This is a genomic window from Acinetobacter sp. T63 (genome assembly GCF_053852345.1).
Window position 1 is genome coordinate 835,703 of sequence record NZ_CM132659.1, and the last position, 21,143, is coordinate 856,845.

19 protein-coding genes are annotated in these 21,143 nt (G+C 38.9%); 4 read left to right on the forward strand and 15 right to left on the reverse strand.

The window, feature by feature from the left end:
* Positions 1–152: 152 nt before the first annotated feature.
* The 7 genes from ACVLR6_RS04010 to trpS form a co-directional block, all read right to left on the reverse strand.
* Positions 153–638 carry a hypothetical protein gene (locus tag ACVLR6_RS04010; protein WP_160243455.1) on the reverse strand — a complete coding sequence of 162 codons (486 nt, stop codon included), beginning with the start codon at positions 636–638 and terminating at the stop codon, positions 153–155.
* On the reverse strand, positions 638–2,626 hold the full coding sequence (locus ACVLR6_RS04015) for a site-specific integrase (protein WP_455995873.1): 1,989 nt from the start codon (positions 2,624–2,626) through the stop codon (positions 638–640). Before ACVLR6_RS04015 ends, ACVLR6_RS04010 begins: the two co-directional genes overlap by 1 nt.
* A gap of 15 nt (positions 2,627–2,641) precedes the next feature.
* Positions 2,642–5,038: a hypothetical protein gene (locus tag ACVLR6_RS04020; RefSeq protein ID WP_160243453.1), complete on the reverse strand. Its 2,397-nt coding sequence runs from the start codon at positions 5,036–5,038 to the stop codon at positions 2,642–2,644.
* Positions 5,025–6,320, reverse strand: coding sequence for a tyrosine-type recombinase/integrase (locus ACVLR6_RS04025; RefSeq protein WP_160243452.1), 1,296 nt, complete (start codon positions 6,318–6,320; stop codon positions 5,025–5,027). Before ACVLR6_RS04025 ends, ACVLR6_RS04020 begins: the two co-directional genes overlap by 14 nt.
* Before the next feature lie 183 nt (positions 6,321–6,503).
* Entirely contained in the window at positions 6,504–6,665 is a 162-nt protein-coding gene (locus tag ACVLR6_RS04030; protein ID WP_160243451.1) for a band 7 protein, read from the reverse strand.
* A 25-nt stretch (positions 6,666–6,690) separates the two neighbouring features.
* On the reverse strand, positions 6,691–7,338 hold the full coding sequence (locus ACVLR6_RS04035; RefSeq protein WP_045796468.1) for a YqiJ family protein: 648 nt from the start codon (positions 7,336–7,338) through the stop codon (positions 6,691–6,693).
* 405 nt (positions 7,339–7,743) lie between these two features.
* On the reverse strand, positions 7,744–8,757 hold the full coding sequence (gene trpS, locus ACVLR6_RS04040) for a tryptophan--tRNA ligase (RefSeq protein WP_005176282.1): 1,014 nt from the start codon (positions 8,755–8,757) through the stop codon (positions 7,744–7,746).
* Between the two features lie 203 nt (positions 8,758–8,960).
* On the opposite strand from trpS, the gene ACVLR6_RS04045 reads away from it, so the two are divergent.
* The 3 genes from ACVLR6_RS04045 (at position 8,961) to ACVLR6_RS04055 (ending at position 11,307) form a co-directional block, all read left to right on the forward strand.
* A complete protein-coding gene (locus tag ACVLR6_RS04045) occupies positions 8,961–9,887 on the forward strand; it encodes a DUF808 domain-containing protein (protein WP_411688485.1) in 927 nt (308 codons plus the stop codon).
* Between the two features lie 47 nt (positions 9,888–9,934).
* Positions 9,935–10,840 (forward strand): KPN_02809 family neutral zinc metallopeptidase, encoded by a 906-nt coding sequence (gene ypfJ / locus ACVLR6_RS04050; protein ID WP_005176288.1) that lies wholly within the window; start codon positions 9,935–9,937, stop codon positions 10,838–10,840.
* 137 nt (positions 10,841–10,977) lie between these two features.
* Positions 10,978–11,307, forward strand: coding sequence for an MGMT family protein (locus tag ACVLR6_RS04055; RefSeq protein ID WP_168390664.1), 330 nt, complete (start codon positions 10,978–10,980; stop codon positions 11,305–11,307).
* Positions 11,308–11,359: 52 nt separating this feature from the next.
* Here ACVLR6_RS04055 and ACVLR6_RS04060 read toward each other — a convergent pair whose 3' ends face one another.
* The 6 genes from ACVLR6_RS04060 to carA form a co-directional block, all read right to left on the reverse strand.
* Positions 11,360–11,797 carry a universal stress protein gene (locus ACVLR6_RS04060; protein ID WP_168414508.1) on the reverse strand — a complete coding sequence of 146 codons (438 nt, stop codon included), beginning with the start codon at positions 11,795–11,797 and terminating at the stop codon, positions 11,360–11,362.
* Positions 11,798–12,115: 318 nt separating this feature from the next.
* Positions 12,116–12,739 (reverse strand): CatB-related O-acetyltransferase, encoded by a 624-nt coding sequence (locus ACVLR6_RS04065; RefSeq protein ID WP_005176296.1) that lies wholly within the window; start codon positions 12,737–12,739, stop codon positions 12,116–12,118.
* A 42-nt stretch (positions 12,740–12,781) separates the two neighbouring features.
* Entirely contained in the window at positions 12,782–14,218 is a 1,437-nt protein-coding gene (locus ACVLR6_RS04070; RefSeq protein WP_160243449.1) for a cryptochrome/photolyase family protein, read from the reverse strand.
* 132 nt (positions 14,219–14,350) lie between these two features.
* The gene (gene greA / locus ACVLR6_RS04075; protein ID WP_016659940.1) at positions 14,351–14,827 is read right to left on the reverse strand and encodes a transcription elongation factor GreA; all 477 of its coding nucleotides are present in this window, start codon (positions 14,825–14,827) and stop codon (positions 14,351–14,353) included.
* Between the two features lie 92 nt (positions 14,828–14,919).
* Complete coding sequence (gene carB / locus ACVLR6_RS04080) at positions 14,920–18,150, reverse strand: carbamoyl-phosphate synthase large subunit (protein ID WP_016659941.1); 3,231 nt, start codon at positions 18,148–18,150, stop codon at positions 14,920–14,922.
* A 14-nt stretch (positions 18,151–18,164) separates the two neighbouring features.
* Positions 18,165–19,304: a glutamine-hydrolyzing carbamoyl-phosphate synthase small subunit gene (gene carA / locus ACVLR6_RS04085; protein ID WP_005176309.1), complete on the reverse strand. Its 1,140-nt coding sequence runs from the start codon at positions 19,302–19,304 to the stop codon at positions 18,165–18,167.
* Between the two features lie 310 nt (positions 19,305–19,614).
* Here carA and ACVLR6_RS04090 point away from each other — a divergent pair, with 310 nt between their 5' ends.
* On the forward strand, positions 19,615–20,106 hold the full coding sequence (locus tag ACVLR6_RS04090; RefSeq protein WP_005176311.1) for a hypothetical protein: 492 nt from the start codon (positions 19,615–19,617) through the stop codon (positions 20,104–20,106).
* Positions 20,107–20,201: 95 nt separating this feature from the next.
* On the opposite strand, the gene ACVLR6_RS04095 is transcribed toward ACVLR6_RS04090, so the two are convergent.
* Complete coding sequence (locus ACVLR6_RS04095; RefSeq protein ID WP_075167187.1) at positions 20,202–20,741, reverse strand: DOMON-like domain-containing protein; 540 nt, start codon at positions 20,739–20,741, stop codon at positions 20,202–20,204.
* Positions 20,742–20,750: 9 nt separating this feature from the next.
* Complete coding sequence (gene yhbY / locus ACVLR6_RS04100) at positions 20,751–21,074, reverse strand: ribosome assembly RNA-binding protein YhbY (protein WP_005176314.1); 324 nt, start codon at positions 21,072–21,074, stop codon at positions 20,751–20,753.
* Between the last annotated feature and the right edge of the window lie 69 nt (positions 21,075–21,143).

Below are 21,143 nucleotides of genomic sequence, written 5' to 3' on the forward strand. Positions count from 1 at the left end.
AAAATAGCTATGGGGCTCAGCGGACGCTTACGATCTTTTTCAATATTACTATTTTACAAATTGCTACTTCTCTATTTAGTTTAGAAGGTGAGTCTATATGAAAAAAATAGGTAAAAAAGTCTTGTAATTTTCAGCAATTACTGTCCGAGTAGTTATTGATTTTGTAGCTTTAATTCTTTGATGGTAGATTTTAGACTGTTAATTTCTGATTTCAATTGGTCAATCAATCTATTTTGACATTGTTTTTGATATTCAAGACTCATAATTACAGACATAAACTTTTCATATTTCTCAGTATCTAAGGTGGTATGCTCAGTATTTTTACTTGAAGGCTTTTTCGCTAATTTAAAGCCTTTCTTATTAACTAAGGCGCTTTGTTTACTAGCTTTTTGCTGAATTATAAGGGATTTAATGTATTCAGAAGCTAGTCCATGAGTATTATAAATAGATGCTCTATTTATATTTAGTATTTCAGAAACTTTTTGGAAAGTTAATTTCTCACCTGATTCAATAAGAAAATTAGCAACTTTACAAATTAGCTCATGATCAATTTTTTGATTATAAAATTCATCAATAGATTCTAGATTGAAATACTCTAAAAGGCGTGGTTCTAAATCTAAATTATTTACTTTTTTCATTATACAACCTCAATTATTTCAAGTTTTTTATCTTGTAGAGAATTTATTATCTCATTGACTTTGTGACGTTTTTCTTCAAGGTTTAAAATTAAGTTAGCATAAGCTTTACGCTGATCAGGAGATGCTTTGGATAATTTTAAAATTTTAATGTTTATATCATCAAGTAAACCACGCCAATAAGGTAAATTTAGATCTGTAGTCACATATCCATGACAATTAATACAACTTACAGGATCGGAAATAGATTTCAATGAACAGTCTGATCCGTTCATACAAAATCCATGAGGTAAGAAATTAATAGAATCTTTACGCTGTAATAAAAATGTATTTACTTGTTCTAGACCTTTAAAAATAAATGGATCGACAGATATATTGTATTTGAAATCTTTAAGATTTAAAGCATTAAAAATATATTTAACACCACCACCAATTCCTTTGTTTGATTTTATAGAATTGCTAAATCCCATTAATGATTTAATTTTTAATGTTTCATCAAGACTCTTAGAGCGTTTTATGATGTCAGAATAAATAGCACGTTTGGAATATATGTAAGACATAGCACCACTAACATGCTTAAATTGATGCTTAATTTCTTGTATAGAACACAAATTATTTGTAATCATGAAAAATGCAAATGTATGTCTAAATTGGTGAGGTGTGAAATTAAAATAATCACCAACTTTGTATTCTTTCATATAAAGTTTAGATATTTTAACAGTTGATTGATAGTTACAGTCTAAGAAGTTCAATTGATCAATATCATGTTGGTCAATGGGGATTTTAAATATAGAATATTCATAATTTATTTTTTCTGATTTAAGATTTCTCATATTATCAAATCTACACAGATTCATAGAATAATTGACACCAAAAATTAAATCATTTTCTAAGTTTGATTTTAAATAATTAAGATATGATTCTGAAAATCGACTATCATTTCTTGCAATTATCGCTTTAACACGATTATGCATTTCTTTATTCATATCAACTAATAATTTCAGAAGTTTATTGCAATATTCTGAACTAATCCATGTGAGTTCTTCATGATCATCAACTGTTTTTCCTAAATATGATGTTATATAATATTTGCCATCACGTTCTATTAAGCCTGTATTTCTAATCTCTTTTACTTCATCTTTTCTCATTCCCGTAAAAAGAAGTGTGTTTAAAAAAACAACTTTTTTAAATTTGTTTAAAAAATTGCAAAAACCCTGCATATTGTCTGTATGTATTCTACTTGAAACATACTCACCATTTACTACTTTGTAATTTTCATTATGTATACGTTTAATGTCTTTTTCATTGTATGTCTTCCAAATTGCATATGTTTTATAGAAATTTTCTTCATATTCTTTAATTTTATCAAATGTTTTTAGCAAAGTATGCTCAGGAATTATTGGAAAACTTTTGCTATCATAATTACTGGTAGAGGGTAAAACCGTTCTTTGTGTATTTAAATTTAGAACTTTTAAAGTATCCTCTGAAATAAAACCATAGATTAATAAAATTTCAGTGATAATATAAAAACCATTTTCTTTAGCTGTGGTCTTGCTAATATACTCTTCGGTGATCTTTTGTTTATTTAATACACTTAAAGATTCAATATCAAATAATGATTTACAGCCTAATTTTTCTAATGTTGTAGTAATTCTTTTTAATTTTTGAACTGTGCTTAATGCAGTTGATGGTTTTAATCTTCTAAAATTCTGTTTGCGACCAATAAAAATCAGACATAAAAAAATAATTTTCAACTCATAACTTAATATTTCATTTACATCACAAAAACTAAGAGGTTTCTCAGCAGGAGTAAAAGTGAATCTTTCATTTTTAAATAAAACATTTCTTGTGTCTTGATCCATACTTTTATTTATGAAAACTATACAATTTTCTATTTTTTTATATAAATCTATTGAAAAAGGTTTAATGGTAATTGTACCATCAGCATTACGAATAATTGCATTTTTGAAGATGTATTCAAGATCATTCATATTTAAACCTAAAACCTAAAGAGTAAAATATTTATTTGGAACATAATTAATTAAAGCAAGATTATAAGCTTGTGTATTACTTTCCTTTAATAGGTTTAATATATGTTCGATTCTATCACTAAATTCATTTATGGCTAATTTATTATTTGATTCTGGTGGGAATAAGGAGGATAAATTAACCATTTGTTCTATACATATATTTTTAAAGTCGAGTAACTTATGTATTTGGGCTTCACTATTTACTATGCTAAAGTTTTTGCAAAATAAACAAGCCATATAATCAGAACACATTGGTATATTATTTATTTGAGGCTCAGAACAATTTCCAATAGGTGTAAATTGAATTATATTTGAGTCTGTATCATTAATAAGGGGGATGTCAAAATTGATTTCCCTTTTCAAATATTCTTCTAGAGCTTTAGTGCCGAGCATTAATTTACTATTGCTTTCTATAATGTCAATTTGCTCATAGTGTCTAATGAATACTTGCAATTGATGATTAATAAAATCTTTATAGACACTGTAATCTTGCAAAGCTAACGTATAACCTTCATTTGAAGTTGTCTTACGAATCTTTTGCATATTAAATCTCATAGGGCAATCAAGAATCTCAAGTATTTCATTGATTCTATAAGATATATTTTGAACTTGTGCAATTACAGGGTGATCAGACTGAGATAAGTAAATGAACATATAGTCTTGATCATTGAAGTTTGGATCTACACTCTTTTCCAATACGGCTTTGCGTAGAATATCTTTCACATATAGTAAAAGATAAATTGTCTTATCCTTAGATTTTTTAAAAAATGAATAAGTTTCTACTTTGTAGTTAGCTCTAGCTTTAACAAATTTCACATGGAATAAATTGGAAATATTTTTATCAGGTTCAACATTATTTATTTTCAAAGAACATAATGATGATGTATTCCACCCAGTTAGCATAAGTATCATTGCAAAATATAATAACATTAATTTATTGCAATCATCAGCATATTTATCTACTCCTATTGTGAGATATTTCCATAATGTTTTAATTTCATCAATAGAATAACACCCCTTAATTCTGTCACGATTTATAAGAGCTTTATTTGTATTATAGGCCTGATCGTAATCTTGAATATATTTTGTATCTCTAATCTTACAAAACCACTTTAGGCTATTAAATATTGATTGCATACTTAGGGATTTTAATGTTTTTTGTTTATATCGTTCATAAATTCTAGACTTAATTAATCTAAAATAATAATTATCATCGGCTTCAAGTATGTCTAAGCCATATTTTTCTAATGCATCATGATTACAGTAATTTTCAAAAATATTTACCAGTTTACTTGTATGACTATTAATTGTTATCATACTTTCATCTTTGTATTCTATATCGCTTATATAGTTATAGATGAAGTTGCGTAATTGCTCTGAAAAAATTGGTGCTACTTTTGCCAGTTTTTTTAAACCAACAGAAGTCTTTAAACCAGTGTCATAGTATAAATATATACATGACTTATCATAAGGATGATAGTTAATTTCTTTATCTAATAGCTTTTCCATGATAAAAACTATCATATAAAAATTTTTTAATGTTAAATATTCTTTAAACTTTAATAGTATTTCATAATTATTTTCAATTATCGAATGCAATCCAAACTTTTTAAATTGTATTAGGTCGTCAGGATTTTTATCTAAATGTTTAACTACTATAGAGGTAAAACTAAAAAGCCGCCTGTAATCAAATTTTTTATTTAGTCTGCTAACTATTATTTCATAATCTTTCTTTATAGAAGAATTTAAGTCAGTTAGCTGAGTAATATCATGTTGTACACCATCAACTTCCACTATACATGATTTAATTTGCATCAATGATTTTAATACTTGTTTTTCAGATGTCATCAATTCATTTGAGATAATCAGTACATTAAGTAACTCATATAAATCTTTACTTACGGGATATAATTTAGAATTTTCTAGAGCTTTACGGTAGATGGTAGTATATTTTCTTCTTGTATAAACTGAAAATTTTTCATATACCTGTATCAATCTTTTTCTTAATTGTTCTGTTAATTTAATATTTAAAGCATATAGAGAGATTAAGCTATATTTCTCATTCTCATAGATAAGTGTAGAAGTTCTATCAATTTCTTTACCACTATAATGTGTTAAAAACTTTTCAAATAAATGAAATTTTGCTGAGTGTAGTTTATTGTCAATATTAAATATTGATATTTCAAAATCGAGAAAATATTTAGGATTATTTACTAAACATTCTATATCTCTATCTAGTTTATTTCTAAGTTTTTCTGGATATTTTTTAATTAATCTCTTTAATTCAAAACAATACCTTATCATTGCTGTTTCGTTATTAGCAACATGATCATAATTTTTTATGTAGTTGTCTATGTATTCAAATAAGGTCATCTAAAATATTTCCTTCATCACTAGATTCAACCCCTTTTACTTTTGACAGGTAATCTCCTGCACCACTTGTAAGTGACCAGTCACCCCTTAATCTATTTACTCTTAAATATCGCTTAGTAGTATCGAATAAGGTATGTCCTAATTCATCTTGAAGTACGTATTTCATGTCATCTAGATTGACTTGCTCTTTTAATAACTCTATTAGTCGATTTACAGCATATGTCGCTCTTAAATCATGAAAGGTTTTATCAAATATAAAGCCCTTATTTCCCAGTTCTTCTTTAACTGGATATATGATGTTAGATATAGTTGCTTCATTAATTCGATCACCTTTATTGTTTAAAAATAGAGGGGGAGCATTTGTAAAACCTTTTTTTTCATAGTATTTATTTAATGCTAATTTTCGACTTTTACTATTGCAGTAGTCCTTTATTTCTTCAAGAATTTCTTCTTTAAAGTAAATTCCTCTCTGCTTTTGAAATTTACCTTTAACTTTATAAGTTCCCTTATACTCGTCATTTAAAATATCTTGATTAAGATTAGCAATCTCAATTCTTCTTAAACCATATTCTTTTGCTAATTTAATCCATAATTGTCGTGATTTAGTCTGACAATATTCAGAATTAATAATTAAGTTATATTCTTGTTCTGTGTATGCACTTAATTCTTTAGATGATGGCTGTATATACTTTTTAGGGATTGTGATGTCTGCACTTAGCATTTGTTTGATTTTAGGGGCACGAGAACTGATTCTATTGTTATTAGAGGTAGGCGTATAAATGATTTGGTAGCTGAAAGGTAATTTTTCTATAACATTCTTACTTTTTGCCCATTCATATAAAATACGAACATCACCTAAATATGTATTGGCTGTGCTATATTTAATGGGACTATCTACTCTTTTAATTTCATCAATCAGATAATTACGATATTTATAAATTGGCAATTCATATTTTAAGTAATGATGGTCTTTCCAATTAATTTGATTCGCAGTAAGCCAGTTTAAAAATTTCATTAAAGAGTTTCTGAGACTTTTAATTCTCCCTATTGTTACCTCTTGTCCATTGCTATTTACATTGAAATTATTTTCTAGAAATTTATCTAAAAGGAATCTATTAAACTCAATAGAAGTCTCTAAGTTTTCAAAGTTAAAAATTTGTGGAAATCTGTCTAGTCTATCTAGTTTTCTTTCATTTGAAGAATATTCAATATCCTTGTTGTCTAGAACTTTGTAATTGAATTCTTTCAACATGATATTTGCTGAAATACCGATAGATTTCATGTATTTAATACTGACACAATTCCTATTTTAATATAGTAAACTGAATTGTGTTAATGTCAAATCATTAATTTAGAATGTGTTAGAGGTTCTTTTATCTAAGTTATTGTTATTATTAAATAAAGTAAAAATGAGTTCTTAACACTTTTTACAAGAATTATTATGATGTTTTGTATAACACTTTTATTATGACGTTATGACATGCTCACCGCCAAAACCGGTACGCACAAAGGAAATTTCCTTGCTAGAGCGGCGATACAGGCGGGCCAGGATTAAACCAATCACAAATAAGGCCAGGAAAATAATTCCGGCAATAATCAAGACGTTATACATATTTGAACTTAACATTGTTATCTCTTGTGTTTTTCAGTTGTTAATTTAAATGCATGGCATAAAAGCCAATTTTGGTTCTCCCCGTTAAAATTACGGATTGACCCTGTTGAAAACTTTCGTCCTGTTCCGGTTCTACCAGAATATAGTGGGTCAGACCATGCTGATCCTGCACTTTGGCTTCTGCCGGAGAATTGGGAGTAGCCACACCTAAAATAATGGTGGCTGTGCGGCCAATCAGCTCGTCACTATAAATGGCGGTGGTTTCATCTTGCGGTAAAATGCGGGCAATCAGCATGGCGCTATAACGCACCAGGGGCATGCTCAGAAACAGACAGGCCGGTGCCATTATCCAGGCGGTAATATATTGTCCAGTCCATTGAAACAGTACCGATTGTAAAATCAGGCCAGACAGACCATATAAGGTCAGGAAAATAATCAGCCAGATCAGCAGCGGTACCCGGCCAATGTACAGCCAGTCTAAAAACTGGACCAACAGGCCACTAGAACCATCAATATTCACTTCCACATCTTTATGCGGAATTAAGTCATCTGGCAGGAACTGGTCCAGAATGCCCTGACTGCCGCCACCGGCCAGTAACAGAAACACTTCCAGCAGGGCAAAGAAAAACAGCAGGCAGATACAGACACTAAAAATCAGATTGGAAGGGTGAGTGAGCAAATCCCACATAACTGAATACTCTATTGTTCTGTTGTGTTTAAATTATTGATATTCAAAATATATATTATTATTGAATGCGCCTAGCATAGCATTAGGCCGCATTTTTGTCTGAAAAACCTGCATATTTTAGGCAAAAAAATACGCAATGATTGGGGTGATCATTGCGTAGAACAACGAATCTGCTTGCACAGTTTCGGTAAAGGAGAAATGTTATGAATTAGGATTGCTCCTAGAACATATGACTAGAATACGCCGGCATGAGGCAGGGTTCAGCAGCGTTCAGGTAAATTCATGTTAAAGATTGTTGCTTCTATAAAAATTGTGTGACATTTCTCTCCATATTTTCTCCATCATTGTAAACGTAGCATAAAAAAGCCTTTCGCGAGGAAAGGCTTTTCAAGATCAGCATGGGGCTTAGAAGCGGAACACCCCTAAACCGGCTTTAACTTCATCTAAAGTGGCTTGAGTAATGTCACGGCACTTATCGGTACCGGTCTTTAAGATATCCATGATGTAATCCGGATCTTTGGCCAGTTCTAAACGGCGTTCACGGATTGGACCAATCAGCTCTTTTAAAATGCCTTCCAGACGTTTTTTCACGGTACCATCACCCAGACCACCACGGCGATAATGGGCTTTTAATTCTTCCAGTTCTTCTTTGTTCGGATCGAAAGCATCTAGGTAGGTAAATACCACGTTGCCTTCAACCTGGCCCGGATCTTCAATGCGGAGGTGGTTCGGGTCGGTGTACATGGCATTTACTGCTTTTTTAATGTCTTTGTCAGTAGCATCGAGCACAATGGTGTTGCCCAATGATTTTGACATTTTGGCTTTACCATCAAAACCAGGTAAACGGCCAACATTCGACAGCAGTGCTTTACATTCAGGCAGCAGGTCCTGACCTACCTGACGGTTAATGCGGCGTACAATTTCGTTGGTCTGTTCGATCATAGGAATCTGATCTTCACCCACGGGCACTACAGTCGCTTTAAACGCGGTAATATCGGCCGCTTGGGCAACTGGATAGCACAGGAAACCAGCTGGAATATCACGTTCAAAACCACGCATCTGAATTTCAGATTTAATGGTCGGGTTGCGCTCTAAACGTGCCACAGTGACAAAGTTTAAATACAGCATGGTCAGTTCATTCAAGGCCGGCAGGCAAGACTGAACACAAATGGTGGTTTTGGTCGGGTCAATGCCCACGGCCAGGTAATCGGTCGCCACTTCAATAATATTACGACGTACTTTTTCAAAGTTGTCGGCGTTATCAGTCAGGGCTTGAGCATCGGCAAGTAAAAGGTGTTGATGGTGAGAATCCTGTAAACCTACACGTGAACGTAAAGAACCTACAAAATGACCGAGGTGAAGTTGTCCGGTTGGACGGTCGCCAGTCAAAATAACAGGACGATTATCTTGATTACTCATTATCTCTTCCAAGTCGTTGTTACGACATTTCTATACCGATGATTGGGCTACATTGTACGGCATAATATTTTTGAATGTCACGGGATAAGCCGAACAGAATCAACAATTGTCTGGAAATTTTAAAGATTTATTAATGAAGTAAATACAGAGTCTTGGAAGATTTCTCCTTAGAATAAGCCTAGAACACGATAAGGATAAAAATTATGGCGAGTAGCTTATTACTATTATTAGATGATATTGCCACTGTTTTAGATGATGTGGCGGTCATGAGTAAAATGGCCGCAAAGAAAACGGCCGGTGTACTCGGTGATGATCTGGCCCTGAATGCCCAGCAGGTCAGCGGTGTACGTTCGGAGCGGGAACTGCCGGTGGTCTGGCGCGTGGCCAAAGGTTCTTTTGTCAATAAACTGATTCTGGTGCCTCTAGCTCTACTGATTAGCGTGGTGGCGCCGTGGCTGATTAACCCGTTACTGGTCGTGGGCGGTTTATTCTTATGTTATGAAGGGGTTGAAAAAGTCCTGCATTCCTTGCACAAGAAAAAAGCCAAAACTGCCGAAGAAGCGCAGCAGGAATTAATTAAAACCGAAACCGATCTGGCCATGTTTGAAAATGAAAAAATCAAAGGGGCAGTCCGGACCGACTTTATTCTCTCGGCAGAGATTATTGTCATTTCCTTGGGTACTGTAGCTACCGCGGCCTTTGGTGTAAAAGTCACAGTGCTGAGTATTATTGCCATCGCCATGACCATTGGGGTCTATGGGTTAGTGGCATTTATTGTCAAGATTGATGATATTGGGCTGCATCTCTCGGAACAGGCTTCTAATTTTAAACAGTCGGTCGGGCGCGGCTTGTTGGCCTTTGCGCCAATCTTGATGAAAATCCTGTCGATTGTCGGGACTCTGGCCATGTTCCTGGTGGGCGGCGGGATTATCAACCACGCTATTCCATTGGTACATCACTTTACCGAAGACAGTGTGGAATACGTGCAGGAAATTCCCAATATCGGCAGTATTTTTGGTGCGCTTACTCCAACCTTGATCAATTTTGCTGTGGGCTTTATTGCCGGTTTGATTGTGGTGGCGCTAATTGGTCTGGTGAAAAAGGTCTGGCCACGTTCCAAAGCCTCTTAAACTATGTAAAATTCTAGCCAAGAGATAAAGATAATAAGGAGATTGCTATGCGTTGGAAAGGTCGTCGCGTCAGTAGCAATGTAGAAGATCGTCGCGGTGGTGGCGGTGCCAAAGCCGGCGGGATCAGTATTCTGGGTCTGGTGGTGGCTTTTGTGGCCTGGAAGTTTTTTGGGGTCGATCCGCAAACAGCCTATCAGGCCACCAAACAGGTGACCAATCAGGGGCAGAGCGCGGAAACGCGTGGTCTGGAAAATCCGACGCCGGAGCAGCAGGAATCGATGGAGTTTATTGGTACCATTCTGGCCGATACCGAAGATACCTGGACGCAGGTGTTTGCCCAGCAGCTGAACCAGCAATATGTGCCACCCAAACTGGTGATGTTTAATGGTGCGGTCAGTTCCGCCTGTGGCAATGCCAGCGCTGCCATGGGGCCGTTTTATTGCCCGGCCGATCAGAAAGTCTATTTAGATACTGGTTTCTTTAAAGATATGCGCACCCAGATGGGAATTTCCGGCGAGCAGAACCAGACCGAATTATCGCGTCAGGATCAGGCTGGAGATTTTGCCCAGGCTTATGTGATTGCACATGAAGTCGGCCATCATATTCAGACCATTCTGGGGATTTCCGGACAGGTACAGCAGATGCGTCAGCGTGCCAGTCAGGTCGAAGGCAACCAGTTATCGGTTCGTCAGGAACTTCAGGCCGATTGTCTGGCCGGTGTCTGGGCGCATCATAACCATCAGCGTACTCAATTCCTGGAACAGGGCGATGTACAGGAAGCGATGGATGCCGCACATAAAATTGGCGATGACTATTTGCAAAAACGTTCGAGCGGACAAGTAGTGCCGGATAGCTTTACCCATGGTACCAGTGCCCAGCGCGTGCAATGGTTTAATACTGGTCTGAAGTCGGGCAATATGAATGATTGCGATACCTTTGGACAAGCCATCTAAAGTGTTGCATCCGCTTTTTAACTCAAGGTGAATACAGGAGGATGTGCAACTGCATGTCCTCTAGTTTTTTAAGCCTAGCTTTTCTAACCAGCACAGCTTTTCATCCCAATAGATTTCAACACTCTAAGATTCTTTTTATGTCTATTCCAGCACGTCCCAGTCAGGAGTTGGCCGCTTATATCACCGCGGTGATTGCCCAGATTCCACCTGGTAAAGTTGCCACCTATGGTCAGATTGCAAAACTGGCCGGTTTGCCGAAACATGCGCGTCTGGTGGGCTATGTACTGAAACATCTGGCACCGGGGCATGTGTTGCCATGGCATCGGGTGCTAAATGCGCAAGGGAAAATTAGCCTAAGCAAAATCAATGCGCAGGGTGAAAATATACAGGCGTTAAAACTGATACAGGAGGGTGTAGTGGTCCTGAATAACAAGGTGAGCTTAAAGCAGTATCAATGGCAGCCCTAAAAATAAAAAATTCCCCATACCCGCAGGTACAGGGAATTTTCTGGAGGAAAGATTAACGTACGATGAGTACAGGAACATTACCTTCGCCCAGTACGCTTTGCGCGACGCTACCGAGGAATAACTTTTTCAAACCGGTACGGCCATGAGAACCCATCACAATCAGGTCTGCATTCATTTCAGTTGCAGCACGTGCAATTTCACGATGAATCACTTGACCTTCAAGCAGACGAGACTCAACTGCTACACCTTGTTCCTGGAATTTTGCTTTGGCTTCATCCAGTGTTTTGAGAATAGACACACGCGCACGTTCAATCAGGTCATTGGTCTGGCCTGCTGAAATGTATTCTGATGCAATATATGGATCGAGTGTTAACACCTGTGCAACGGTTACTTTACTGCCGAAAGCTTTGGCAAGCTCGACTGCTTTGGTAACTGCTGCGTAAGAAGTTTCAGAACCGTCCACTGGAACTAAAATGTGTTGAAATGCCATCGTTATTTCTCCTTATTGTGTCATTCAACAATAAAAAATTGAGGGAACACTTTCTATTGCCTTAATGTTATCTTAGCGCTTATTTTTAAATAATAAAACCCAGTAATTTCATAGGGATAATTATTTTTTAAGGAAGTTTAAGCCTTTCTAATTTAACATGTTTTTGAGTAATTAATCAGCAGTTTACACTAAAGTTGAAGGCTTATTTCATTAAGTCTGGCTTTAGAATGTGTTTAGCTCAGGTTTTTTGAGTTTTAATATCGATTAGATGAAAGTTTTGACCTGATGCTTGGCCTAAGCAAAAGTCCAAGGGAATAATCAGCAGTCTTTGAAATAATCAACCAAAGCAGCAACATCCTCTGTCTGCAACTGTTCCCGCATCTTTAAAAACTGCTTTTCATCCATCTCGTAAATTTTAAGGGAAAGCAGTTTTTCTATATCTTCTTGTGGAAAGCGATATTTAATAATTTTGGCAGGAACTCCTCCCACCACGGCATAAGGTGGAACGTCTTTTGTTACGACCGCACCAGTTGCCACAATTGCACCTTCACCCAGCGTCACGCCTTGCATAATCATGGCACGTGAGCCAATCCAGCAACCATCACCAATAACAGTATCGCCAGCAGGTACAAAACTGCGCGTATCAAACGGAAAGGCAGAAATCCAGTCAGTTCGGTGTAACTGATTACCGCCCATCATAATCACGCATTCCGCCCCAAAACACACGAAATTGCCAATATAAAGCTGATCAATTGGCTTCTCAGGCGTAGAAGGCTTGTCATGCAAATAACGCACAACACAACGCTCAAAACCCTGATCCCAATAAGCAGAATAATAAGAATAGTTTCCCTTAATGTGAATATTAGGGTTTTTCATAGTTTTAGAAATAAATTCGAATTCACACCAATGCTTAACAGGGGAATTAATTAAGGGTTCAGCCATAAGAGCAATCAAAGAACAAGCGTAACGCCATTATAGCCGAAGTTAACTCAAATGCTTAAAGGCCTCAATTGCACGAACACGACTGCTTTTTAAATCTACAATCGGCTTTGGATAATCCAATTTTAGTTGTGGATTTTTCGCATAAGGTTCGTGAATTTGTTTCGCATTTAAATGTGAAATTTCAGGTACCCATTGACGAATATAATCGCCATTTGCATCAAACTTTTGCGACTGACTTACAGGGTTGAAAATACGGAAATACGGTGCAGCATCTGTTCCTGTAGATGCACACCACTGCCATCCACCGTTATTGGCAGCTAAATCACTATCAATTAAATGCTGCATAAACCATGATTCGCCTAAACGCCAATCTATCAGTAAATTTTTGCTTAAAAACATCGCGCAAATCATACGAACACGGTTATGCATCCAACCCGTTGCAAGTAACTGTCGCATGCCAGCATCTACAATTGGGATACCTGTTTGCCCATGCTGCCAAGCCTGTAAATCTTCAGGAGCATTGCGCCATACAATGCGTTGAGTGTCTAATTTAAATGGTAAGTTTTTCGATACGCGAGGGTAGTCGAATAAAATATGCTGATAAAACTCACGCCAAAGGAGTTCATTTAACCAAATTTGTTGCCCATTGTTTTCAAATTCCATACAGCCGTGACTGTGGCGAAACAAAGCTTGTAAACATTGGCGAATAGAAAGAATGCCAATATTTAAATAAGCTGCAAGTTTACTCGTGCTATTCAAATTCGGGAAATCACGTTCAATATGATAATACTCAACTTGATTTTCAATAAACTCATCTAAAAGTTCCCAAGCATGATGCTCACCAATTTGCCAAAGATTCTGTAGGTTTTCGCTGATTACTTTTTCTTCTGAATCTGAGTAAATATCACTTAATTTTGGAACTTCTCTTGTAAAGTCATTGTGCTGTGGAATTGGTTTTTGAACCTCAATAGTTGGGTAGCATTGTGGCAAGCTTATGCTGAGTTTCTCATAGCATTGCTTTTTAAATGCACCAAATACTTGATATGGATGACCAGTTTTATTACGAATGCTTCCAACAGGGAAAATAGTTCGGTCATGATACAACTCAAAACGAATATTATTCTTTTCTAATAGCTGTTGAGTTTGAGCATCGCGTTTTAATTCATTTACACCCAATTCTATATCGGCATGAACAGCTTGAATATTATGATTTTGGCATAAGCTTAATAATTGATTTGGCAGGTCTTTCCATAATGGAATAGTTAAAATAACAAGTGGAATATTTAACGTGGCAAGTTCATTTTTTAGATGATTCAGTTGTCTTAAATAGAAGTCAATTTTAATTAGCGCATCATTGTGCACTTGCCATTGTTTTGGCGATAGCACGACTAAGGCAATGCAAGGGCCAGCTTCGCGAGTATGCCAAAGAGCTGCATGATCATGAATTCTTAAATCTTGACGGAACCAAATAAGCTGCATTTTAAAATTTATAGAAAAATATTGACTATTAAAGCATATACATTTGCTGTAATTTTTTCGTGAACTTTTGTTTGAAAGATAATAAAAAAACCCCTCAGAAGAGGGGCTTTGGGATGTCAAACCATCTAAGGATTAGATGTATTCAACGCTGACGATTTCGTACTCAACTTCACCTTGTGGTGTTACAATTTTTGCTTCATCGCCTTCATTTTTACCTAAAAGACCACGAGCAATAGGAGAGTTCACAGAGATTTTATTAATTTTAAAATCTGCTTCATCATCACCTACAATTTTGTAAGTTTTACGTTCTTCTGTGTCAAGGTTTTCAATGGTTACTGTTACCCCAAATACAACACGACCATTTTGCTCAAGTTCTTTTACATCAATGACTTGGCAAGCACCGAGTTTACCTTCGATGTCTTGAATACGCCCCTCACAGAAACCTTGCTGCTCACGTGCTGCATGATACTCTGCATTTTCTTTTAGGTCGCCGTGTTCACGTGCTTCTGCAATCGCAGCAGTAATACGTGGGCGTTCAACAGTTTTTAACTGGTGTAATTCTTTCTCTAAGGCGACTTTGCCTTCAGGAGTCATAGGATAACGTTGCATTGTTGTCCCTCAAGTTGAATATTAGAAAAATACAGCTCTATAAATGAAAAAAAGCCCGCCACCGAGAGGTGACGGGACTTCTCGGTAGACAATTAACCTTTGCTTAAATCTTGCAAACGATAAACATCCATCGGCAATTTAATGGCTAACGCTTGGCATACCGCATCGGCACCATTCAGGGTAGTCGTATGATAAACCTTACCTTGCAGGGCAGAACGGCGGATTGAGAATGAATCCTGCTGCGCTTGTTTGCCTTCAGTGGTATTGATAATGAGGTGAATTTCGCCATTTTTCAAGCGGTCCACAATATTCGGACGACCTTCAGTTACTTTATTCACACGTTCACATTCAATTCCTGCGGCTTTGATCACATCATAAGTACCGCCGGTAGCGATAATTTTGAAGCCAAAGTCTGCAAGCTGTTTGGCAATACCTGCTGCACGTGGTTTATCAGAATCACGTACTGAAATGAATGCATGCTTGATTTCGCCTTCGGTTGGCAAACCTGGTAAGCGTTCATTCGAGCCTAACACAGCTTTGTAGAATGCTTCACCAAAAGTTTTACCCACACCCATTACTTCGCCTGTAGATTTCATTTCAGGGCCAAGGATTGGGTCAACACCCGGGAACTTGTTGAATGGGAACACCGCTTCTTTAACAGAGAAGTGCTCAGGAATAATCTCGGTTGTGAAGCCTTGTGACTCCAGAGATTGACCCGCCATACAACGTGCAGCAATTTTCGCTAATGATTCACCGATACACTTAGATACGAACGGCACGGTACGAGAAGCACGTGGGTTCACTTCCAGAATGTAAACGTCATCGCCTTTTACCGCGAACTGTACGTTCATTAAACCGATAACGCCCAGCTCTTTGGCCATCGCTACGGTTTGACGACGCATTTCGTCCTGTACTTCGTTTGATAACGAGTAAGGTGGAATCGAACATGCAGAGTCACCTGAGTGAATACCCGCCTGTTCAATGTGCTGCATGATCCCGCCGATCACCACATCTTTACCGTCAGATACGCAGTCTACGTCAACTTCAATCGCATCATCCAGGAAGCGGTCAAGAAGAACAGGGGCATCATTCGACGCCTGAACGGCATCACGTAAGTAACGCTTCAATTCTTCTTCGTTGTACACGATTTCCATCGCACGGCCACCTAGTACGTATGATGGACGTACCACCAGTGGATAGCCCACTTTCGCCGCTTCAGCAATACCTTCTTCAGCAGATTTTACGATGCTGTTGTTTGGTTGACGCAGTTGCAGACGTTGAATCATTTGCTGGAAACGTTCACGGTCTTCGGCACGGTCAATCGCATCTGGAGATGTACCAATGATTGGTGCACCAGCCTCTTCTAACGCACGCGCCAGTTTCAGCGGTGTTTGACCACCGTACTGTACGATAATGCCTTTAGGCTTCTCGGTACGCACGATTTCAAGCACATCTTCCAAAGTAATTGGTTCGAAGTACAGACGATCTGAGGTGTCATAGTCAGTAGAAACCGTTTCAGGGTTACAGTTCACCATGATGGTTTCATAACCGTCTTCACGCATCGCAAGCGCCGCGTGTACACAGCAGTAATCGAATTCGATACCCTGACCAATACGGTTAGGACCACCACCGATGACCATGATCTTGTCTTTCGCAGATGGATTCGATTCACATTCTTCATCGTAAGTTGAATACATATAAGCGGTATCAGATTCGAATTCTGCCGCACATGTATCCACACGTTTGTAAACCGGAGTCACGCCCAGGTTCCAGCGGTGTTTACGGAATTGTTTTTGTGAAATACCCATCAGGTTGGCGATACGCAGATCCGATAAACCTTTGCGTTTGAACGCACGGATATTGTCTGCGTTTAAGTCGCCGAAACCTAAAGTTTTGATCTGGTTTTCAGTATTGATAATGTCTTCAATCTGAATCAGGAACCAGCGGTCAATTTTGGTCGCTTCAAATACTTCGTCTAAAGTGAAGCCATGACGGAAGGCATCGGCCACGTACCAGATACGCTCTGGGCCTGGAACTTTAAGTTCTTGCAGAATTTTCTCGCGTGCGCCTTCAGTACCCACTTCGATTTTTTCATCAAAACCAGAAGCACCGACTTCTAGACCACGAAGGGCTTTGTTGACAGACTCCTGGAAGTTACGGCCAATTGCCATTACTTCACCCACAGATTTCATCTGAGTCGTCAGTGTTGCATCTGCTTGCGGGAATTTTTCGAAGTTGAAACGTGGAACCTTGGTTACAACGTAGTCAATTGATGGCTCGAACGATGCAGGAGTTGTACCGCCAGTGATGTCGTTTTTCAGCTCATCCAGGGTATAACCCACTGCCAGTTTCGCTGCGATTTTCGCAATCGGGAAACCTGTTGCTTTAGACGCAAGGGCAGATGAACGCGATACACGCGGGTTCATTTCAATGATAACCATACGGCCATCTTTCGGGTTAATACCGAACTGAACGTTAGAACCACCGGTTTCTACACCAATTTCACGCAGTACCGCTAAAGACGCGTTACGCATGAGTTGATATTCTTTGTCGGTCAATGTTTGTGCCGGAGCAACTGTGATGGAGTCACCAGTATGCACGCCCATTGGGTCAAAGTTTTCGATTGAACAGACGATAATACAGTTGTCGTTTTTGTCACGAACAACTTCCATCTCGTATTCTTTCCAGCCAATGAGTGATTCATCAATCAATAACTGGTGAGTCGGAGACAGGTCGAAACCACGTTCACAGATTTCAAGGAATTCTTCGCGGTTGTACGCGATACCGCCACCAGAACCACCCATGGTGAATGATGGACGAATAATCACAGGGAAACCGAAGCGCGCCTGAATGTCCAGCGCTTCTTCCATAGATTCCGCAATCGCAGCTTTTGGACATTCCAGACCAATTTTACGCATTGCTTCGTCAAACAGTTTACGGTCTTCTGCTTTTTCAATCGCTTCTTTAGTCGCGCCAATCAGCTCAACATTGTATTTTTCTAAAATACCGTTGGCATCCAGAGCAAGGGCACAGTTCAGTGCAGTCTGGCCGCCCATGGTTGGTAAAACTGCATCTGGACGTTCTTTTTCAATGATCGCTGCAACGGTTTGCCAAGTGATTGGCTCGATATAGGTTGCATCCGCCATTGCCGGGTCAGTCATAATCGTCGCCGGGTTCGAGTTCACCAGAATGACGCGGTAACCTTCTTCACGCAGCGCTTTGCAGGCTTGAGCACCCGAGTAGTCAAACTCACAGGCCTGACCGATAACAATAGGACCAGCACCAATAATTAAGATGCTTTTAATATCCGTACGCTTTGGCATTATTTGCTCCTTAATTACTTCTTAGCTGCTTCAAGAAGTTCGATGAAATGATCGAACAGTGGGGCACAGTCGTGTGGACCTGGGCTGGCTTCAGGGTGACCTTGGAAGCTAAATGCCGGCTTATCTGTACGGTGGATACCCTGGTTGGTACCATCGAACAGTGAACGGTGGGTAACACGCAAGACTGCTGGCAGGTTGCTTTCATCCACTGCGAAGCCGTGGTTTTGCGAGGTAATCATCACTGTACCATCTTCGATGTTTTGTACAGGATGGTTGGCACCGTGGTGACCGTGCGCCATTTTCATGGTTTTTGCGCCAGAAGCCAGAGCAAGAATCTGGTGACCTAAACAGATACCAAACACAGGGAGATTGGTGGTTTCAACAATAGTTTTTACAGCTTCAATTGCATAATCACAAGCAGCTGGGTCGCCAGGGCCGTTCGACAGGAACACGCCATCTGGATTTAACGCAAGTACGTCAGCAGCAGGGGTTTGTGCAGGCACAACGGTCAGTTTACAGCCGCGGTCTGCCAGCATACGCAGGATGTTGGTTTTGACACCGTAGTCGTATGCAACCACATGGAATTTAAGTTCAGGTTGAGTAAAGCCTTTGCCAAGTTCCCATGAGCCTTCGGTCCATTCAAAACCGTTCGGGTCACAGCATTCTTTTGCAAGGTCTAAACCGTTTAAGCCGCCAAATGCACGTGCTTTTGCAATTGCTTCTTCTTCAGTGATATTTTCACCAGCCAGAATACAACCGTTTTGCGCACCTTTTGCACGTAAAATACGAGTTAGTTTACGCGTGTCGATATCGGCAATGGCAACCACATTGTGTTGCTTCAGGTAATCCGCTAAAGACTGTGTAGAACGGAAGTTGCTATGCAATAAAGGCAAATCACGAATGATTAATCCGTTGGCCCATACTTTATGAATACGACCAGATTCTGCGTCTTCTTCATTACAACCTGTGTTACCAATATGCGGGTAAGTTAAAGTCACAAGTTGCTGTGCATAACTCGGGTCAGTCAAAATTTCTTGATAGCCAGTCATGGCAGTGTTAAAAACGACTTCACCAGTCGTACTACCCGATGCACCGATTGACGTTCCTTTGAAGATCGTACCGTCGGCAAGGGCTAAAATGGCGGGGGTGCTCAAACCAAAGCTCCTGAAATTTAGGCTGTAAAAAAGCGAGTAGACGAAAAAAAAGGAAGGCTACTATACAACCTACCCTCCTCACATCTGCTCGCTTGAACTTAACAGCGCATTATACGCACCAACTCTGAAAAAGTCCACGTTCTTGAAGCGGAATATCCAATAAAAAAGTATTCTTTTGGTGCAAAAGCATGTTTGTCACGCAATGTCACAGAAATGTAAGCATTTAATAATTGTCTAACAAATCAAAACTTAAATTTTATCTGTTTCTACTATGCTGTGGTCTTTCATAATAACAGGCGGGTGAACGGCAATGACAGCAGAACAAAAACAGCCAGCGGCTAAAAACTCCTTAAAAGACGTGGTGGCAGAAGGCACTGAAAAGCTTGAACAGGCAGCACAAGAGGCCAAGCAGCAGGTCACTGAAGCAGTCGGGGAGACCCAGGAAAAACTGCAGACCGAAGCGAAAAAATTTAATGGCAGCGTGCAGGAGCAGCTCAGTCAGCTCAAGAAAGAGCTGCTACAGAAAATTGAATCGCTCAAGGAACATTTTGGCAGCTCACAAAAAGATCTTGGTGAACTGAAAGAGTTTGTGAAAACCGAGTTTAATGCGGTGATTGAAGATTTGAATAAAATTGGCAAAGAGCTTAAGGCTGATGTCAGCCAGATTTCAGTCAAGCATAAAGACCAGTTAACCGAAACCTTCAAGCGCTCCAAAGAACATACCTTGGAAACCTGGAAAAAAGTTGTACCAGCAAAAGAGGCGGCACCTGCTTCTGAAACCGACACCACCCTTAAAAGCTAAGGCGTGTTGTAGCGGGTGCGTGCGATGCAGGCAATAAAAAAGTGAGGTCATGTGCCTCACTTTTTTTATACTGCGTTTTAGTTCAGACATAATGCCTAGAACTGATGCAGCCAATCGCGCTTGTTATGAAAATCGGCCTGTGGGCTGCTGTGCTGCATGGCGTAATAGTGTTCACCTTCAGAAGTGTTTAACACGGCAGTTAAACCAATGAACAGATCCGACCACTTTAATTTATGCTTGGCCATGAATTCGCCCAAGTCCAGACTGACATTCAGTCCATAATGGGTGCGTTTCAGCTGGTTGAGCTCAATATCATAGGCGGCTTGCGGCGGCATATCTTCCGGATAGCGATATTCCTCAAACTGATAGGCCTGCCAGGCTTGAGATGGAGAAAGATTAATTTCACGATAAAAATCTTCCCCATGAACCCCAATAAACACTTCAAAACAGGTGTTCTGCCAGAGAAAATCCTGACGCGGATGCGCAGACACCAGATCGGGCCACTGCACATACTGGTTCGGATCACGCAGCCAGTAACCAATATTCAGGTTAAACGGGCTTTGCTGCTCAATCGCCCCGACCAGGGAGATGGCCTGAAAACGGCGATCAAAAGCACTCAGTTCATAACTTGCCATAAGGAAAAATTATTTTGCCAGATGCGCGTGACGAACCAGGTTCGATAATTTTGGATTTTGCGGTTTGGCTTTTTTATACAGCAGGGCAATTTTACCAATGGTCTGTACCACTTCTGCACCAGTCGCTTCTGCAATTGCCTCAATTACAGCTGCACGTGCTTCACGGTCTTCACCGCCAATTTTCACTTTAATCAGTTCGTGGTCGTTTAACGCACGCGTGGTTTCTTCAATGACATTTTCAGTAAGCCCTTGTCCGCCAATCATCACAACCGGATTGAGTGCATGACCGATTTGACGTAAACGCTTGCGTTCCTGAATAGATAAAGCCGCCATAAAAATAACCTGATTTTAAAAACGGCTTAGTATAGCAAATCCCAATTTGAAACGCTGTAAAATCTGCGC

Coding starts and splice junctions, on each gene's coding strand:
- carB (WP_016659941.1), bottom strand. CDS start 18,150: ATGCCAAAGCGTACGGATATTAAAAGCATCTTAATTATTGGTGCTGGT.
- ACVLR6_RS04095 (WP_075167187.1), bottom strand. CDS start 20,741: ATGGCAAGTTATGAACTGAGTGCTTTTGATCGCCGTTTTCAGGCCATC.
- ACVLR6_RS04025 (WP_160243452.1), bottom strand. CDS start 6,320: ATGAAATCTATCGGTATTTCAGCAAATATCATGTTGAAAGAATTCAAT.
- ACVLR6_RS04045 (WP_411688485.1), top strand. CDS start 8,961: ATGGCGAGTAGCTTATTACTATTATTAGATGATATTGCCACTGTTTTA.
- trpS (WP_005176282.1), bottom strand. CDS start 8,757: ATGAGTAATCAAGATAATCGTCCTGTTATTTTGACTGGCGACCGTCCA.
- ACVLR6_RS04030 (WP_160243451.1), bottom strand. CDS start 6,665: ATGTTAAGTTCAAATATGTATAACGTCTTGATTATTGCCGGAATTATT.
- ACVLR6_RS04020 (WP_160243453.1), bottom strand. CDS start 5,038: ATGACCTTATTTGAATACATAGACAACTACATAAAAAATTATGATCAT.
- ACVLR6_RS04035 (WP_045796468.1), bottom strand. CDS start 7,338: ATGTGGGATTTGCTCACTCACCCTTCCAATCTGATTTTTAGTGTCTGT.
- ACVLR6_RS04090 (WP_005176311.1), top strand. CDS start 19,615: ATGACAGCAGAACAAAAACAGCCAGCGGCTAAAAACTCCTTAAAAGAC.
- ACVLR6_RS04010 (WP_160243455.1), bottom strand. CDS start 638: ATGAAAAAAGTAAATAATTTAGATTTAGAACCACGCCTTTTAGAGTAT.
- ACVLR6_RS04060 (WP_168414508.1), bottom strand. CDS start 11,797: ATGGCATTTCAACACATTTTAGTTCCAGTGGACGGTTCTGAAACTTCT.
- yhbY (WP_005176314.1), bottom strand. CDS start 21,074: ATGGCGGCTTTATCTATTCAGGAACGCAAGCGTTTACGTCAAATCGGT.
- ypfJ (WP_005176288.1), top strand. CDS start 9,935: ATGCGTTGGAAAGGTCGTCGCGTCAGTAGCAATGTAGAAGATCGTCGC.
- ACVLR6_RS04015 (WP_455995873.1), bottom strand. CDS start 2,626: ATGAATGATCTTGAATACATCTTCAAAAATGCAATTATTCGTAATGCT.
- ACVLR6_RS04055 (WP_168390664.1), top strand. CDS start 10,978: ATGTCTATTCCAGCACGTCCCAGTCAGGAGTTGGCCGCTTATATCACC.
- greA (WP_016659940.1), bottom strand. CDS start 14,827: ATGCAACGTTATCCTATGACTCCTGAAGGCAAAGTCGCCTTAGAGAAA.
- ACVLR6_RS04065 (WP_005176296.1), bottom strand. CDS start 12,739: ATGGCTGAACCCTTAATTAATTCCCCTGTTAAGCATTGGTGTGAATTC.
- ACVLR6_RS04070 (WP_160243449.1), bottom strand. CDS start 14,218: ATGCAGCTTATTTGGTTCCGTCAAGATTTAAGAATTCATGATCATGCA.